Below are 15,869 nucleotides of genomic sequence, written 5' to 3'. Positions count from 1 at the left end.
GCGGCAATTCGCGGGTCCTGCCATGGGATGTAGTATTCATCCAGGCCCTGCGGAAAACATTTTCGGCTTCATTGCTGCGTCCGAAATCATCATGCAAGAAGACTTCGGTTTCTTCGCAGGCGGCGGAGCCGCTCCTCCACTAGGCGTAAATAGGTGTACTGCCCATGATGAGCCTGCCGGCGGCGGGACTTCGCTGCTTGCAGGCGAAAAGTTTCCCTCCGGTCCATTAGTATAGAAGCTGTATATAGGCTAGTGCCGATACTAAATTGGGCTTCTTGGAAGCACCCGCATGTCACCAGCCCAATTCTTAATTCCTAATTCTATTACAACCCCCTCAGGCATCTAAAGATGCCAGCTCCCCCAAGGGAGCCGAGGAGAAATTCCTAAATCATCATTCCTAATTACAAATTCATAATTAGTTATCATCAATCAGCTCCCCAATTATCCACTCATGCTTTATCCGTTTTTATCTGTATCTTTTTTATATAATTATGGGAAAAAAACCACAACTGGGTTATAATTATTCATTGAGGTGTTGAATTTGTTTATTCAGTGTAAAAACCTATCGCATATCTACAACCAGGGACAGAGCAATGAATACCTGGCAGTGGAAGATGTAAATATAAACATTAAGCCTGGCGAGTTTGTTGCTGTTTTAGGTACCAATGGCTCCGGCAAGTCAACCTTGGCCAAGCACTTTAATGGATTGCTCCTGCCCACTTCCGGCAAATGCCTGATAAATGGTATGGATACTCAGGATGAAACTCTTATGTGGGAAATCCGTCGGCAAATAGGCATGGTATTTCAAAATCCTGATAACCAGATTATTGCCGCCATAGTTGAGGATGATGTGGGATTTGGTCCGGAAAATATCGGGTTGGACCCCCATGAAATTCGCCGCAATGTTACAGCAGCCTTGCGTATGGTTGATATGGAGGCATTCCGTCATTTTTCGCCCCATCATTTAAGTGGTGGGCAGAAACAGCGGGTGGCTATTGCCGGTGCTTTGGCCATGAATACCAAGTGTCTGGTGTTGGATGAACCGACAGCTATGCTGGATCCACGGGGGCGTCGTGAGGTTATGGAAACGGTTGCCATGCTGAACCGGGATAAAGGAATTACCATTATATATATTACTCACTTTATGGAGGAGGCAGCCCTGGCAGACCGCATTTTGGTAATGGACAAGAAACACATTGTGGCTGCCGGAACTCCGCGGGAGATATTCCGGGATATTGCTGTTATGAAACAGCGGGGATTGGCGGTACCAATGGCAGCTGATTTGGCACATAGATTGAAGCAGAAGGGCGTAACAATTCCTGATTCAATAATCAATACAGAAGATTTGGTGAAGGCATTATGTCGATAGAATTGAAAAATGTTTCTTATACATATATGAAAAAAACTCCATTTGAGCATCTGGCTTTGGATGATATTACCCTTACCATTCCGGAAGGGAAAATTACTGCCATTGCCGGACATACCGGCTCCGGCAAATCTACACTGATTCAGCATTTTAATGGTTTGTTAAAGCCGGATTCAGGCACCGTTTTGGTGGATGGGGTGGATATCAGCAGCAAAAAGGATGAGGCTAAGGCTGCCAGACGACAGGTGGGAATTGCTTTTCAATATCCGGAGCATCAGCTGTTTGAGGAAACCATTGCGGAAGACATTGGCTTTGGTCCGAAAAATATGGGCTGTAGCCCGGAGGAAATTGATAGACGGGTGAAATATGCCATGGATTTTGTCAGCTTGGACTATGATGCCTATGCCAATCGGTCCCCTTTTCAGCTTAGTGGCGGACAAAAGCGCCGGGCGGCTATTGCCGGTATACTGGCATTAAAGCCCAAATATCTTGTGTTGGATGAGCCGACGGCTGGCCTGGATCCAAAGGGACGGGATTCCCTGATGAGCCGTTTCTTGCGGCTGCACAAGGAAGAGGGAACCACCATTGTCCTTATATCCCATAATATGGACGACATTGCTCAGTATGCGGATAATGTGATTATTTTAAATAAGGGAAAGCTGTTGCTGGCGGCTTCTCCGGCTGAGGCTTTTGCCCGGGAGGATATCATTTCTCAGGCGGGACTGGAAATGCCGGAAATAAAGACTATTTTGGAACAACTAAAGGTAAATGGCCTGGGAATCGAAGCAACCTCATACACAATGAATGATGCAGTGCTTGAGGTGCTGGAGGGAATAAGGAGGCAGGGAAAATGCTGACAGATATTACATTAGGTCAATTTTTTCCAGGCAACTCACCTATTCACCGAATGGATGCCCGGGTTAAAATTGTTCTGTTGTTTTTCTACATAGTAGCGGTTTTTTTGTTTGATAATAATCTTAATTACGCTATTATGACCGGCGGGGCCGTTATATTGGTCCTTATGTCCGGATTGCCGGTAAATATGGTGCTGAAATCCGTCAAACCACTGTGGTGGATTATTTTGTTTTCATTTTTGATGCATATATTCAGTACTCCAGGGGAATCTTTGGTTAAACTGTGGCTGTTTGATATTACCGGGGAAGGGATATTGAAGGGCTTTATTATCAGTCTGCGTCTGGTATTGTTGATTGTGGTGTCATCGCTTTTGATGTTTACAACTTCACCCTTGAAACTGACGGATGCCTTGGAATCTTTGATGTCGCCCCTCAAGCATATTGGTTTTCCGGCCCATGAACTGGCTATGATGATGACTATTGCTATGCGGTTTATACCTACCTTGTTGGAGGAAACGGACAAGATTATCAAGGCACAGCAGTCCAGGGGTTCCAATATCGGTGATGGTAATTTTCTGGAAAGGGCCAAAGGCATGCTGCCAGTATTGGTACCATTGTTTATTTCGGCCTTTCGGCGGGCTGACGAGCTTTCAGTGGCCATGGAGGCCAGATGCTATCGTGGTGGCGAGGAACGAACCAGAATGAAGCAGCAAAGGGTTCATCAAATAGATTATATTGCTGCAGGAGTATTTATCGTATTTATTGCTATTTTGGTGGCTGTACAGGTTCTGTGGACCGCCTGATGGATGAAGGAAGATGGAATGAAGCCAGAGCATAAAGACATTATGAAGGCCAGAAAACGGAATATTAGATTGACGGTAGCCTATGATGGGACCAATTATCATGGCTTTCAGCGTCAGACTCCCCCGGTGGTGGCGGTACAGAATGTTTTGGAGGACAAACTACATAAGGTATTTGGTGATAGTGTGGAGCTGGCGGCTGCCGGGCGGACTGATGCCGGGGTGCATGCCCGGGGGCAGGTAGTGAATTTCTTTACGGATGGCACTATCCCTGTGGACCGGGTGCCACGGGCGGTGAACAGCTTGTTGCCACCAGATATTGTGATATTGGAGGCCATGGAGGCGGACCGGGATTTTAGTGCCCGGCACAGTGCGATAAGCAAGACCTACGAATATAGAATATTGCAAGGGGATATTCCCGATCCCTTTGAGCGAAACTATAGCTGGAATATCAGAAAGAATTTGGATATTACGGCCATTGAGCAGTGTTTGGAGCTGTTAAAGGGCGAGCACGATTTTAGCGCATTTAGGGCAGCTGGTGGACCACCGGTAAGCCCGGTGCGGAATATTTATGAGGCAGGGCTCAGAGTGGAAGGTGATGGCCGGATAGTCGTCCTGTCGTTTCATGCCAATGGGTTCCTGTATCATATGGTAAGGAACATTGTGGGAACATTAGGCAATGTGGGACTGGGCTGGAAAAGCGTCGATGATTTTAAGCTCATTATGGAGTCCTTGGACCGGCAAAAGGCCGGGGCTACTGCACCACCGCAAGGTCTTTATTTGGATAAAGTATATTATTGACCCTGCGCTTTATTCGGCTATATTCAGTTGGAGTTTAAAGCGCCCACTGAGTAAGTCGCATTTTACAGAAATTTTTTAGTATATCATTGCGGTATACTTTCTATAATGAATAGTATTGCTTAAAAACTTCATTGATAGTATAATTTACCGTGGAATGAGGACACCAGTTAGTCAGGTTTGACAAGTTCAGGGCTGGGTTCTACAGGAAAGGAAATTTATGACAGAAAAAGAAAAGTATCTTCAGATACGCAAGGAAGCTATGTGGACCGGTATAACTCTGGTGGTGCTTATCCTGTTTTGGATAGCAGCTGGTTTTGGGTTAGCTGGTACGGAGGTTAAGCTGTTTGGTTTGCCGATATGGGCTGTGGGTGGAACCATTGGAGTGTGGCTATTTGCCATGGTGTTGGTAAAAGTGCTCACCACGATTATTTTTAAGGACTTCCCTTTGGATGAAGCCGGAGAGGAGGACCGCCCATGAACGGTGATTTGAGTCAGCTGCTGCCACTTTTAGGTTATATGGCCTTCATGATTGGTGTAAGCATATTTATTCGGTATCAGCAACAGCATTCCGGGCTGATGAATAATTTTGTCCGCACTTATTTTATTGGCAATCGGGACCTGGGTGGTTTTGTGTTGGCTATGACCACAGTAGCGACCTACAGCTCTGTCAGCTCCTTTGTTGGTGGACCGGGTGTGGCTTGGAATATTGGCTTCGGCTGGGTTTATATGGCCGTTGTACAGGTAACGGCGGTATTTCTGGTTTTGGGAATATTTGGCAAGCGGGTGGCCTTGTTGGCCCGCAAATTTGATGCAGTAACAGTTATTGATATTATCCGGCGCCGGTATAATTCAGATTGGCTGGCGGAGCTTTCCGCGTACATTATCGTTTTGTTTTTTTGTGCTACCATGGTGGCACAGTTTGTCGGCGGAGCCAAGCTTTTTGAGGCAGTAACTGGTTACAGCTATGTGATGGGATTGGTACTCTTTGGCCTTATGGTAGTGGTTTATACCACTATTGGCGGCTTTAGGGCGGTAGCGGTGACCGATACCTGTTGTGCGTTAATGATGATGTTTGGTATCGTTTTGCTGTTTTATTATGTGTTGCAGTTCGGCGGTGGCTATGACACCATCATTGCTGATATTGAAGCTAGGCATCCGGAGATGCTGGAGCCATTATCTGGTGGGAAAATGCCATATGGATTGTACCTGACCCAGTGGATTTTGGTAGGAATCTGTACTATTGCCCTGCCCCAGTCAGTGGTGCGTGGCTTGGCTTTCAAGGACAATCGGAGCTTGGTACGGGCTATGCTTATCGGCACCTTTGTGGTAGGCTTTATGAATATCGGTATCAACCTTTCCGGCATTCTTGGCCAGGGGGTGTTAACCGGTACTTTAACTGATTATGGCGGAGCAGATAATATTATTCCCCGTATTGTGGTGACAGCTATGCCAAGTACTTTGGCCAGTATCGCCATTATCGGGCCACTGGCGGCCAGCATATCAACTATAAGCAGTTTGTTGTTGGTGGGGTCATCAGCCATAATAAAGGATGTTTATCTCCATCGGCAGGAGAAGAAGAACCGCAGACCATCAGACAGGAAATTGCGCTTTTTGTCCATGATGGCGACTGCAGTTTTAGGTGCAGTTGTGTTTGTAATTGCTTTGACACCACCGAGCCTGATTTGGCTTATCAATATGTTTGCCTTTGGCGGCCTTGAAACAGCCTTTTTCTGGACCTTGCTCTTGGGACTTTACTGGCGGAAGGCCAATAAGACCGGTGCGATGCTGTCTATGGGCGGCGGAACCTTGATATATTGTGTGGCTCAGGGTATTGGTTTTAAAATTATGGGATTACACCAAATTACCATTGGTATTACGGTGTCGTTGATTTTATTCCTGCTGGGAACCTATTTGGGCAAACCGGAAAAGCAGGAAGTGTTGGCGGATTTTTTCCCTGAGGAATAATCATAAATTTATAAGGAGATGATAAGAAAATGTTGGAAATGTTGGTTGGTGAGATCTCAAACTTTATGTATGGCAAATTGTTGATTGTCATGCTGCTGGGCGTTGGCTTGTATTACACGCTGCGTACCAGGTTCATTCAGGTCCGTCTGTTTGGGGAAACACTGAAGGTCATTATGGAGAAGAAGGACGATAAGCAGAGTGTTTCTTCCTTCCAGGCATTGATGGTTTCTACCGCCTCCCGGGTTGGTACCGGTAATATTATCGGTGTATCCACCGCTCTTTGTCTTGGTGGTTTCGGGTCGATGTTCTGGATGTGGGTTGCAGCCTTTTTAGGTGGCGGCAGTGCATTTGTCGAGAGTACCCTGGCACAGATTTACAAGAAGCGGGGCGAGCATGGTAGCTATGGTGGTCCGGCCTACTACATTGAAAGTGCATTGAAGAACCGGTTTGTGGCGATTATTTTTGCCCTGTCATTGATTATGACTTATGGTGTGGGCTTTAATATGCTTTGTGCCTACAATCTTCAATCTACTTTTTCCGGTTTTAGTTTCTATAATCCTGACCAGACCCCTTGGGTCATCGGTGGTCTGCTGGCTTTGACGGTAGGTTGGTGCATTTTCGGTGGTGGCCGGAGAATAATCAAGGCTACTTCCGCTTTGGTTCCGCTTATGGGTCTGTTATATGTTGTGGTTGCTTTTATAGTAACTGTAATGAATGCCGGTATGCTGCCAAGCATTTTTTCCACTATTGTAAATCAGGCGTTTGACTTTGAGGCAATTTTTGGTGGTTTCGCTGGTTCCTGCGTAATGTATGGTATTAAGCGTGGTCTGTATTCCAATGAGGCCGGTGTTGGTTCTGCACCAAACGCTGCTGCGGCTGCGGATGTATCCCATCCGGTTAAACAGGGCCTTGTACAGATGTTCTCAGTATTTATTGATACCATGCTTCTCTGTACGGCAACTGCCTTTATGTGCATGAGCTCCGGTGTAGAGCCTACCAAGGAGTTGGCCGGTGCACCATTTGTTCAGGCGGCTTTGGATGCAACTATCGGAGCTGGTGCTGGTGCGTTCCTGACGATTTCCATGCTGATGTTTGCCTTCACTACCCTGTTGGGTAATCTCTATTATGTAGATAACTGTCTGGCTTATGTAAATGGTGCTGTGCCAGGCAAGCTGTTTATGACTATCTATCGGTTACTGGCCTGCTTGGTAATTTTCGTAGGTGCTGGCCTTAGCATGGGGCTGTTGTGGGATTTGGCCGATGTATTGATGGGCTGCATGACCATTATCAACCTGCCGGTAATCGTACTGCTGGGCAATAAGGCAATGGCCTGTCTCAGGGATTATGAAGCTCAGCGTAATAATGGCGAAAATCCAGTTTTCTATGCCGAGAATATCGGTTTGACAGATAGCCTTGATTATTGGCAGAAATAATCTGCTGATAGCAGAAGCTAAATACTGAACGAGGTTAATCCAGGTTTCGTGGAAGAAATATGGGTTTGAATCTGGTAAAAAAAGAAAAAAATGCTGCCGATTATTCGGCAGCATTTTTGGTTTATTATTACATTTGACGGTAAACGCCGATGACCTTGCCAAGAATGGTGACATTCTTTTCGTAGAATGGTTCCATGGAGTCGTTTTCCGGCTGGAGACGGAATTGATTTTTCTCCTTGAAAAACCGCTTTACGGTGGCGGTTTCGTTGTTCACCAGTGCTACAACTATATCACTGTTGTTGGCGGTATTCTGTTGGCGGACCATAATGTAGTCTCCATCAAAAATACCGGCATTTATCATACTGTCACCATCGATTCTCAGCATGAATGTTTCGCTGGTGGTACCCAGCAGTCCCTGCGGAAATGCAAATACCTCCTCAACATTCTCTTGGGCCAGGATAGGTGTACCAGCAGTAACCGTCCCAATCAAAGGAACATTTACTGTGCGCTCCCAAGGCTTGTCTTCCAATAAATCAATGGCACGAGGTTTGGTTGGGTCACGGCGAATAAGGCCGGCTGCCTCCAACTGATTGAGGTAACCGTGAACAGTAGAACTGGATTTCAGGCCAACTGCCTTGCCAATTTCACGAACGGATGGTGGGTAGCCCTTTTCGATTAAAAACTCTTTGATGTACTTGTAGATCTGATCCATGCGTTCATCTGCACAGCGTTTACGACCCATATTTCACACCCCTTATGTAAATTATCTAGTATTAGTATAGCACATATATGTTCTATTGCAAGTATTTTTCAAACAAAAGTGCTAAATTTAAATTGCCATTAACATACTGAAAAAGAGAGGAATATTTTCGTCTTTCTGGAAGAAAAATTTGAACAATTGCGTTATAATAACAGGAGTGGAAGGAGTTGATTTGATGGCAGAGCTTGAGCGCATTGAAAGCCTTGCTAACGCAAAAATAAAGCTGGCAGCAAAGCTGCATTCCAGTACGCATCGTAAGACTGAGAATATGTTTGTGGCAGAGGGAATAAGGCTGGCTGAGATGGCCCTGAAGGCTGAGTGGCCAGTTGAATATGCCCTCATTTCCGATACAGCAACAGAAAATGAGCGGGCCATGGCAATTGTTACTGCGCTACAGGAAAGAGAGTGCAGTGTATATCAGGTAGATGACAGGGTATATGACAAGGCTGCTGATACGGTTACTCCTCAGGGGTTGCTTTTGGTAGTTAGAAACCGTATTTTTTCGTGGCAGGAACTGCTGCGGTCCAAGGAAGGCACGGCTCCACTTATCGTTGTTTTGGATGGGATACAGGATCCGGGTAATGCCGGTACGATTATTCGTACTGCGGAGGCACTGGGCTGTACTGGAATTGTTTGTATGGAAAATACCGTGGATGTTTTTTCCGATAAGGTTGTAAGAGCCTCTATGGGAGCTGTGTTTAATATTCCTATTATCACTAATGCTCATCATGAAGAAGTAATAGATGTGTGTCACGACAATGAAGTTTCGCTGGTGGCAACGGCACTGGAGGAAACGGCCATACGACATTATCTGGCGGACTATGTAAGCCCTTGCGCCATTGTGTTTGGCAACGAGGGGAATGGTGTATCAGACCGTATGTTAACTGATGCAGATCAAAAGGTATATATTCCAATGTCCGGTCAGGCTGAGTCACTGAATGTATCGGCGGCAGTGGCCATCTTGCTGTACGAGGCATACCGGCAGCGGTCAATATTGTAATTTAGTGGGCAGTTTACCCAAGGGAAAGATAGTAGGAGACTGCGTATGATTTATTTGGATAACGGGGCAACCACCTTCCCGAAGCCTGAGGTGGTTTATCAGGCTGTAGACCGGTTTGCCAGAACGGCGGGAGTGAATGCTGGCCGGGGAGCCTATAAGGCCGCCCGGGAGGCCACCGCAATGATTGGTCGGGTAAAAAATATGCTACTGAGCCTGATTGATGCCAGAGAACAGGCGGAAGTGGCCTTTACCCCTTCGGTGACCATTGCATTGAATATGGTTATCAATGGTGTGGGACTGACCCACGGTGATGTGGTATATGTTTCACCCTATGAGCACAATGCGGTATTACGGCCCCTGCATCTGCTGCAAAAGCGGATTGGCATTACGGTGCGGGAATTACCACTGACTGATGATTTGGCCATCGATCTGGTGGCCACTGAACAGGCCTTTAAGCAGGAACCACCCCAGCTGGTCTGTGTTACAGCCATAAGCAATGTGACAGGCTATGTACTGCCAGCTCGGGAAATATTTCTTTTAGCCAAGCAACATGGTGCTTTCACTCTGCTGGATGGAGCCCAGGCGGTAGGCCTGTTGAAAATTCGTTTTGCTCAGACTATGGCAGATGTGATTACCTTTGCTGGGCACAAGACCTTGTACAGCCCCTTTGGTATCGCCGGGATGTATATCAAAAACGGAGTGGATTTACAGGAGTTTATTGTCGGAGGCAATGGTATTAAATCGGAAAATCCCGAGATGCCGCAATATATGCCGGCCAAACTGGAAAGTGCCAGCATGGACAGTGTGGCTATTGCCGGCCTGGAAGCCGCTTTGGAATGGCTCAAAAAGGTGGAGCCATGGGAGCAGGAAAGCAGGTTGGTAGCCTATCTGCTAACCAAATTGAAAAAAGTTCCGGACATTACTATTTATGGGGCCCCTGCTGACGCTGACGGTCAGGCTGGGGTTATTTCCTTTAATATAAAAGGGTTTAGAGCCAATGAAGTGGCGGCTATACTGGATTACAAATATGATATAGCGGTCAGGGCCGGTCATCATTGTGCCGGCCTTATCCATAGGTATTTGAATAATAAGGCGTATGATGGTACTGTAAGAATCAGTATTGGTATGTTTAATACCAGGAAGGATATTGATACTTTCATATCATCATTGAGGGCAGTTGAGCGAAAGGTACTGAAAAATATTGATAATGATATTTTGCGGGGCAACTGCTAGAAAGTAAGGATGGCTGTAAGATGGGGAGGAAGTAAGTGTGAATTATCCCAAGCTGTTTTCTGAAGGACGAATCGGTCCATTGGTGTTAAAAAATCGCGGTATTATGATGCCCATGGCGACTGACCTGGCCGATAAGGATGGATTGGTAACCAAACGGCAGATAAGGTATTATCAGGAACGGGCCAAAGGTGGATTGGCCATGATAATCAACGAATACACGGGCGTGGATGATGTGGATAGCATCCCGTCCATTCATAATTTACGTATTGCCAGAGATTATCATACTACGGCTATGGAAGAATTGGTGGACGCCGTGCACATGTATGACTGCAAGATTGTGGCGCAGCTACACCATGGTGGAGCCACATCCAATCCCCAATTCACTGGGCGGCAGAATCTGGCCCCAAGCGCAGTGCCCATTGCGGATGGTCGCCCCATGCCTAAGGAGATGACTCTGGAAGACATAAAACGGGTGCAGGAGAAATTTATTGATGCAGTTGGTCGATGCAAGAAGGCTGGGTACGATGCGGTGGAACTCCACGGGGCCCATGGCTATCTTATTGCTCAATTTTTCAGCAAATACTATAATCGGCGGCAGGATCAGTATGGTGGAAGTGCCACGAACCGAGCCCGCTTTCTGACCGAGATTATTGCCGGGATTCGGAAAAGATACGGCAATTATCCGATTCTGGTTCGGATGTGTGGTGATGAAATGACTCCGGTGGATGGCTTCTTGACCCTGGCGGAAGGCATTGAAATTGCCCGTATATTGGAAAAAGCCGGTATTGATGCCATCAATATCAGTAACGGCAGTGCCCGCAACGGTGATGCCAACTGCGAACCATTTTCCTATAAGTCTGGTTGGAAAAAACATGTGGCCAAGGCCTATAAAGAGGCCCTTAATATACCGGTGATTGCCACTAATACCATAAAGGATCCCGAGTTTGCTGAACAATTGCTGGAAGAAGGCGTCTGCGATTTTGTGGGACTAGGTCGTTCCCAGTTGGCCGATCCGTATTTTATGCTGAAAGCAGCCAGCGGGCAGAGTGAAGAAATCCGGAAATGCATCGGTTGCCTATATTGCCGGGAGCGGGTACTTAGGGATGCTATGCCAATTCGTTGCACGGTCAATGCCCGGACAGCCCGGGAAGTTGAATTTGACCAGCTGGAAAAGGATGGTAACGGGCAGACTGTGGCTGTTATCGGCGGAGGGCCAGCCGGAATGGAAGCGGCCCGTGTCCTAGCCCTGCGTGGTTTTGAGGTGCACTTATTTGAGAAGACACAGCAGCTGGGAGGAACTCTAAATATTGCTGATAAACCAGCGTTTAAAGAAAAGCTGACTCAATTGACCAGAACCATGACGGCACAGCTGAACCAATTGGGGGTTATTATAAAACTCAATCAGCTGGCTGATGCAAAGACGATTCGGGGGATAAAACCAGTGGCCATTGTGGTGGCCTGTGGCGCAGAGCCGGTGGTACCTAAGCTGCCAGGGGTGGATGGGAATAATGTCTATCTGGCGGAGGAAGTTGTTGCCGGTCAGGCGCAGCCTGTTGGCAAAATCGCGGTGGTGGGCACTGGACTGACTGGCCTTGAAACGGCGGAAATGCTATGCAGTGCTGGCCACGAGGTTGCTTTGGTGGAAATGGCTCCGGAAATTGGCCCGGGGATTTTTCCTGCGATCCGCAATGATGAGTTGGGCCGGTTGCTTTCCCATAAGCCAACGGTTTATGCGGGCCATAAATTGTTGGCCATTGATGTTAGGAGCATTACCATGGAGAATATGTCCAGCGGTGAAGAAGTGCAAATTGAGGTGGATAGCGTGGTGCTGGCTTTAGGAGTGCGACCACGAAAACAGATATATGATGAGTTGAAACAGGCTTTCCCGGATATTGAAATAAGAGCGGTAGGAGATGCCCGCCGTGGTGGACGCATTGGAGATGCCATCCGGGATGGATTCGAGGCAGGCTATACCTTGGGAAAGGGTAGTGGCTCTATTATTTAGAAACTAAGATTTAATATTTTTAATGGTGTGTCAGGATATTGGCACATTAAAAAGGGACTGTCGTCTGATGAAATGATATCAGATACGGCAGTCCCTTTTTTAGGGAGTGTTATTCATCAAAATTTCGGTTATGGTTGAAATGACCCGGGTTGGCCACCGGAGCAATGGTACTTACCCAGCGGTTAGTGTAGTTGAAGAACCCGGCCACAAAGGCAGCCTCCAAAATCTGGTGGTCATCTAAACCAACAGCCCGTAGCTTGTCCACCTGCTCCTGACCTATTTCCTGGGGATGAACAGTGACATACCAGGCATATTCGCACAGAGCGTAGTCAACCTTGGACAGCTCTGATTTTGCGGCCCGGAAATTGTGGCTGATGGTATCTACCAGCCGGGCATTTTTCCACATTCCTCGGAGATTGTCACCGTGGGTAGTGAGACAATAATGGCAGCAATTGTAGGAAGATACCACAACGCCAATCATTTCTTTTTGGGCATCGGTAAGATAGCAGGTATCATTATAAAGTGACTGCTTAAGATTTAAAAAACCGATGTATTCCTTGGCGTTTAGCGGCAAGATTTTAAACAGGTTATTTATAAAGCCCCAGTTTTTCATCATGGCTTTGACATTTTTGTCAAAGAGCTTGTATTCCTCATCGGTCATCTCGGCCCGGTCGGGCTTTTGCAGCCGGGAAAGCTGCTCATCAAATTTTAATGCCATATCAAATCTCCTCCTACAAAACAGGATAATGCTTTATTCAACAGGTGCAATGGCGAAAACACGGGCCGGGAAGCCTGGACCATCTTTCAAACGAGGGAAGCTGGTTACGATAATAGCACCGGTTGGTGGCAGCTGATCCAGATTGCGCATTACTTCAATCTGGAACCGGTCCACCGACAGGATGTACTGCTCGCCAGGATATGGGTAGGCCCCTTCCTTGGTAGTTACAAAGCCAGGGTCAGTATCCGCAGGTTCGTGACCAATAGCACCGATATTACGCTCCTCTACCAGCCACTGGATAGCCTTCACATCCCAGCCCGGATAATGAGGAACACCATTTTCGTCTGGATTGTCCAGATTGCTTTTCTTGTACCAGTCGGAACGGAAGGCTACAAAAGAACCCTCAGGAATTTTGCCATACTGTTCTTCCCAAGCCTTAATATCATCAATGGTTAGGATAAAATCAGGATTATTGGCGCATTCAGCGGATTTGTCGATAACCACCAATGGGAATACCAGCTCATTTACCTCGATGTCACCAAGAGAACGGCCGTTACCATGGAAGTGGACTGGTGCATCCACATGGGTGCCATACTGACCAGCTACGCTATATTGATAAACCCGCATTGGTGCCAGCTTATCTTCAGGTGTGCCGTCAGTATAATCAAAGAGCAAATCCTGCTGGAGCGGCTTAAACCCATACCAATGGGGTGTTTCCGGGCTCAGCTCATGGGTCAGATCTACCCACTTGTATTTAGGACTCTTTAAATCAGATACCAGTTTCCATAATTCATTGTTTGCCATAGTTATTCCTCCTTAAATCATGCACAGGGGGGAAAAGCCTCTTGCATCGTTAAAAAAATTATTTATTGTCAGTCAATGGCTACTGTCCAGCCATATTTATCAGCTTCCTTGCCCCACTGGATACCGGTGAGGTAATCGTAGAGCTTTTGGGTAAGTTCACCAATGGTGAAATTGTTGATAGTCACCTCGTCACCCTTGTAGTTCAGGGCCCCTACCGGGGAGATTACAGCTGCTGTACCACAGGCAAAGGCTTCCTTTAGGGAACCATCGTGGCCAGCGGCCATCAGGGTGTCAATATCCATACGCTCTTCCCGGACCGTAACGCCCCAATCCCGCAGTATGTGGAGAATGGAGTCACGGGTGATACCCGGCAGAACAGTACCTTCCGTTGGCGCGGTCCAGAATTCGCCGTTAATAGAGTAAACAAAGTTCATACCGCCGGCTTCTTCCACATATTTTCGTTCAGCACCATCCAGCCACAGTACCTGGGAATAGCCCAGCTTTTCTGCCTTTTCCTGACCAATCATGGCACCGGCATAGTTACCACCGCACTTGGCAAAACCGGTACCACCCTTTACGGCCCGAACATATTCATCCTCTACCAAAATCTTTACCGGATTTATACCTTCAGCGAAATAAGCGCCTACTGGACTGAGAATAATGGCAAAGGTAAAACGGGTGCAGTTGTGCAGGGCAATCTGGCCCTCGCTGGTGAACATAAACGGTCTGATATACAGGGAGGTGCCTGGCTCGGAAGGTACCCAGTCCTCATCCACGCGGACAATGGCCTTACAAGCCTCGACAAACAAATCCACCGGAACCTCCGGCATGCAAAGGCGCTTGTTGGAGTTGATTAACCGCTTGGCATTCATATCCGGCCGGAACAGATGGACTGAACCATCCGGATAACGGTAAGCCTTTAAGCCCTCAAAGGTTTCCTGAGCATAGTGGAGGGCAACGGCATCCGGCTCCATTGGAATAGGCCTATAGGGAACTATTCGGAAATCGTGCCATCCCTGTTCCGGATTGTAATCCATCAAAAACATATGGTCAGTCAGATATTTGCCGAAGCCCAGGGCCTTTTGGTCCGGCTTGGTTTTTGGCTTGGTTGTACGCTGAATTTTGATATCCATAAAAACACTCCCCTTAAAGAAATTAAAAACATATCAATATGCTATGTTTATAAATATATAATAAAAAATTTTTATGTCAAGTAAAAAAGTGAAAAAATGAGACAAAAATGTAAAAAAATAAAAAATATTAAAAGAAAAAATGTAAATTGAGATATGAATGTATTGCTTACAGAGTACATTTATGTTAAAAAATATTACTTAATAATGAAAAAGATGTGACCAGAGAAATCATTGGTCACATCTCGTCTTTTAGTATATATACTGCCAAAATGCCGTTACATATGGCAATGTGGAGTTTTTGTTCTCCCGGCTTTAGTTCATTGCTGACCGCATATGGCGCATTTTGCTTCAGCTCAGCGTTTTTCAGCTCCCAATATAGTCCCCGGGTAGTGACTCCCTGCACAGTATCGGTGACTGGGAGCAAGGAAATCGCCTTGGGGATGAAATCAGGAATGATGGTAATTTCTTCATCAGGATAAATAAAAATAATTGTTTCTTGTTCGTCAGTAATACAGCCCTTGTTTCCTGTGTATCCAAAGGAGAAGATGGTGCTGTAGGTGTGGTCAAACCGTTTGCCTAAGGCACCGGTCAAAATAGTGTAGGCATTTACTTCCTTAGCCTTGGCCAGGGCTGCCTGAGTATCAGTAAAGTCTTTTCTCGAGTTAAATTGTTCAGTTGATGCACCATTTTTTTTGGCCCAAATTAGGCTATCCGTCTGGCAGCTGTCAAAATCACCCAGCACAAGCTCCGGTATCAGATTATTTTGGCAGCATATATCCACCCCGTGATCAATGCACCAGATTTTCCGTCCCACGACCAGCTGCTGTAACCAGCTGCCCTTTGGCTGCCGGCCACCTCCGATCAGCACCAGCTGTTTCTGCTGGGGTGAGGCTGAGTATTCTATTTTTATTTCCGGTAAATTAACAATTGAGCTCATGATATCACCCATAATGTATAAGTCTGTTTCGATATATCAATATCATCCTACTACAGTAGG

15 protein-coding genes are annotated in these 15,869 nt (G+C 46.6%); 10 read left to right on the top strand and 5 right to left on the bottom strand.

All coding sequences use genetic code 11. The features are described 5' to 3' along the window. The first annotated feature begins 547 nt into the window (after positions 1-547). From QZV24_RS02775 to QZV24_RS02745, 7 genes are all read left to right on the top strand, one after another. Complete coding sequence (locus QZV24_RS02775) at positions 548-1,369, top strand: energy-coupling factor transporter ATPase (protein ID WP_294519832.1); 822 nt, start codon at positions 548-550, stop codon at positions 1,367-1,369. Then, the gene (locus QZV24_RS02770) at positions 1,360-2,223 is read left to right on the top strand and encodes an energy-coupling factor transporter ATPase (RefSeq protein WP_294519830.1); all 864 of its coding nucleotides are present in this window, start codon (positions 1,360-1,362) and stop codon (positions 2,221-2,223) included. Before QZV24_RS02775 ends, QZV24_RS02770 begins: the two co-directional genes overlap by 10 nt. After that, positions 2,217-3,023 (top strand): energy-coupling factor transporter transmembrane protein EcfT, encoded by an 807-nt coding sequence (locus QZV24_RS02765; RefSeq protein WP_294519827.1) that lies wholly within the window; start codon positions 2,217-2,219, stop codon positions 3,021-3,023. Before QZV24_RS02770 ends, QZV24_RS02765 begins: the two co-directional genes overlap by 7 nt. An 18-nt stretch (positions 3,024-3,041) precedes the next feature. Further along, entirely contained in the window at positions 3,042-3,821 is a 780-nt protein-coding gene (gene truA / locus QZV24_RS02760; RefSeq protein WP_294519824.1) for a tRNA pseudouridine(38-40) synthase TruA, read from the top strand. Positions 3,822-4,038: 217 nt separating this feature from the next. Then, positions 4,039-4,299 (top strand): YhdT family protein, encoded by a 261-nt coding sequence (locus QZV24_RS02755; RefSeq protein WP_290657694.1) that lies wholly within the window; start codon positions 4,039-4,041, stop codon positions 4,297-4,299. Continuing rightward, positions 4,296-5,786 carry a sodium/pantothenate symporter gene (panF, locus tag QZV24_RS02750; protein ID WP_294519821.1) on the top strand — a complete coding sequence of 497 codons (1,491 nt, stop codon included), beginning with the start codon at positions 4,296-4,298 and terminating at the stop codon, positions 5,784-5,786. Before QZV24_RS02755 ends, panF begins: the two co-directional genes overlap by 4 nt. Before the next feature lie 29 nt (positions 5,787-5,815). After that, positions 5,816-7,219, top strand: coding sequence for a sodium:alanine symporter family protein (locus QZV24_RS02745; RefSeq protein ID WP_294519818.1), 1,404 nt, complete (start codon positions 5,816-5,818; stop codon positions 7,217-7,219). A 127-nt stretch (positions 7,220-7,346) separates the two neighbouring features. On the opposite strand, the gene lexA is transcribed toward QZV24_RS02745, so the two are convergent. After that, positions 7,347-7,961, bottom strand: coding sequence for a transcriptional repressor LexA (lexA, locus tag QZV24_RS02740; RefSeq protein WP_290657699.1), 615 nt, complete (start codon positions 7,959-7,961; stop codon positions 7,347-7,349). A 193-nt stretch (positions 7,962-8,154) separates the two neighbouring features. Here lexA and QZV24_RS02735 point away from each other — a divergent pair, with 193 nt between their 5' ends. Genes QZV24_RS02735 through QZV24_RS02725 form a run of 3 tightly spaced genes read left to right on the top strand, consistent with a single transcriptional unit; the run spans position 8,155 to position 12,217 of the window. Next, positions 8,155-8,979, top strand: coding sequence for an RNA methyltransferase (locus QZV24_RS02735; protein WP_294519813.1), 825 nt, complete (start codon positions 8,155-8,157; stop codon positions 8,977-8,979). A 45-nt stretch (positions 8,980-9,024) separates the two neighbouring features. Further along, positions 9,025-10,212, top strand: coding sequence for an aminotransferase class V-fold PLP-dependent enzyme (locus QZV24_RS02730; RefSeq protein ID WP_294519810.1), 1,188 nt, complete (start codon positions 9,025-9,027; stop codon positions 10,210-10,212). A gap of 37 nt (positions 10,213-10,249) precedes the next feature. After that, the gene (locus QZV24_RS02725; protein ID WP_294519807.1) at positions 10,250-12,217 is read left to right on the top strand and encodes an NAD(P)/FAD-dependent oxidoreductase; all 1,968 of its coding nucleotides are present in this window, start codon (positions 10,250-10,252) and stop codon (positions 12,215-12,217) included. Positions 12,218-12,326: 109 nt separating this feature from the next. Here QZV24_RS02725 and QZV24_RS02720 read toward each other — a convergent pair whose 3' ends face one another. From QZV24_RS02720 to QZV24_RS02705, 4 genes are all read right to left on the bottom strand, one after another. Continuing rightward, a complete protein-coding gene (locus QZV24_RS02720) occupies positions 12,327-12,935 on the bottom strand; it encodes a peroxidase-related enzyme (protein WP_290657706.1) in 609 nt (202 codons plus the stop codon). A gap of 33 nt (positions 12,936-12,968) precedes the next feature. After that, the gene (locus QZV24_RS02715) at positions 12,969-13,739 is read right to left on the bottom strand and encodes a cyclase family protein (protein ID WP_294519804.1); all 771 of its coding nucleotides are present in this window, start codon (positions 13,737-13,739) and stop codon (positions 12,969-12,971) included. Between the two features lie 68 nt (positions 13,740-13,807). Then, positions 13,808-14,872, bottom strand: a complete 1,065-nt coding sequence (locus tag QZV24_RS02710; RefSeq protein ID WP_294519802.1) for a branched-chain amino acid aminotransferase — start codon at positions 14,870-14,872, stop codon at positions 13,808-13,810. 235 nt (positions 14,873-15,107) lie between these two features. Beyond that, positions 15,108-15,809 carry a thiamine diphosphokinase gene (locus QZV24_RS02705; RefSeq protein WP_294519799.1) on the bottom strand — a complete coding sequence of 234 codons (702 nt, stop codon included), beginning with the start codon at positions 15,807-15,809 and terminating at the stop codon, positions 15,108-15,110. Between the last annotated feature and the right edge of the window lie 60 nt (positions 15,810-15,869).

This window comes from uncultured Anaerovibrio sp. (assembly GCA_902786545.1).
Classification (GTDB): Bacteria; Bacillota; Negativicutes; order Selenomonadales; family Selenomonadaceae; genus Anaerovibrio.
The sequence above is the reverse complement of the archived record's forward strand: the minus strand, read 5'-3'. Positions and strand labels throughout refer to the sequence as shown.

Excerpts from the sequence above, each read along its gene's own strand:
- QZV24_RS02755 (WP_290657694.1), top strand. The coding sequence starts at position 4,039 with ATGACAGAAAAAGAAAAGTATCTTCAGATACGCAAGGAAGCTATGTGG.
- lexA (WP_290657699.1), bottom strand. The coding sequence starts at position 7,961 with ATGGGTCGTAAACGCTGTGCAGATGAACGCATGGATCAGATCTACAAG.
- QZV24_RS02720 (WP_290657706.1), bottom strand. The coding sequence starts at position 12,935 with ATGGCATTAAAATTTGATGAGCAGCTTTCCCGGCTGCAAAAGCCCGAC.
- QZV24_RS02745 (WP_294519818.1), top strand. The coding sequence starts at position 5,816 with ATGTTGGAAATGTTGGTTGGTGAGATCTCAAACTTTATGTATGGCAAA.
- truA (WP_294519824.1), top strand. The coding sequence starts at position 3,042 with ATGAAGCCAGAGCATAAAGACATTATGAAGGCCAGAAAACGGAATATT.
- QZV24_RS02715 (WP_294519804.1), bottom strand. The coding sequence starts at position 13,739 with ATGGCAAACAATGAATTATGGAAACTGGTATCTGATTTAAAGAGTCCT.
- QZV24_RS02730 (WP_294519810.1), top strand. The coding sequence starts at position 9,025 with ATGATTTATTTGGATAACGGGGCAACCACCTTCCCGAAGCCTGAGGTG.
- QZV24_RS02735 (WP_294519813.1), top strand. The coding sequence starts at position 8,155 with ATGGCAGAGCTTGAGCGCATTGAAAGCCTTGCTAACGCAAAAATAAAG.
- panF (WP_294519821.1), top strand. The coding sequence starts at position 4,296 with ATGAACGGTGATTTGAGTCAGCTGCTGCCACTTTTAGGTTATATGGCC.
- QZV24_RS02765 (WP_294519827.1), top strand. The coding sequence starts at position 2,217 with ATGCTGACAGATATTACATTAGGTCAATTTTTTCCAGGCAACTCACCT.
- QZV24_RS02705 (WP_294519799.1), bottom strand. The coding sequence starts at position 15,809 with ATGAGCTCAATTGTTAATTTACCGGAAATAAAAATAGAATACTCAGCC.
- QZV24_RS02710 (WP_294519802.1), bottom strand. The coding sequence starts at position 14,872 with ATGGATATCAAAATTCAGCGTACAACCAAGCCAAAAACCAAGCCGGAC.
- QZV24_RS02770 (WP_294519830.1), top strand. The coding sequence starts at position 1,360 with ATGTCGATAGAATTGAAAAATGTTTCTTATACATATATGAAAAAAACT.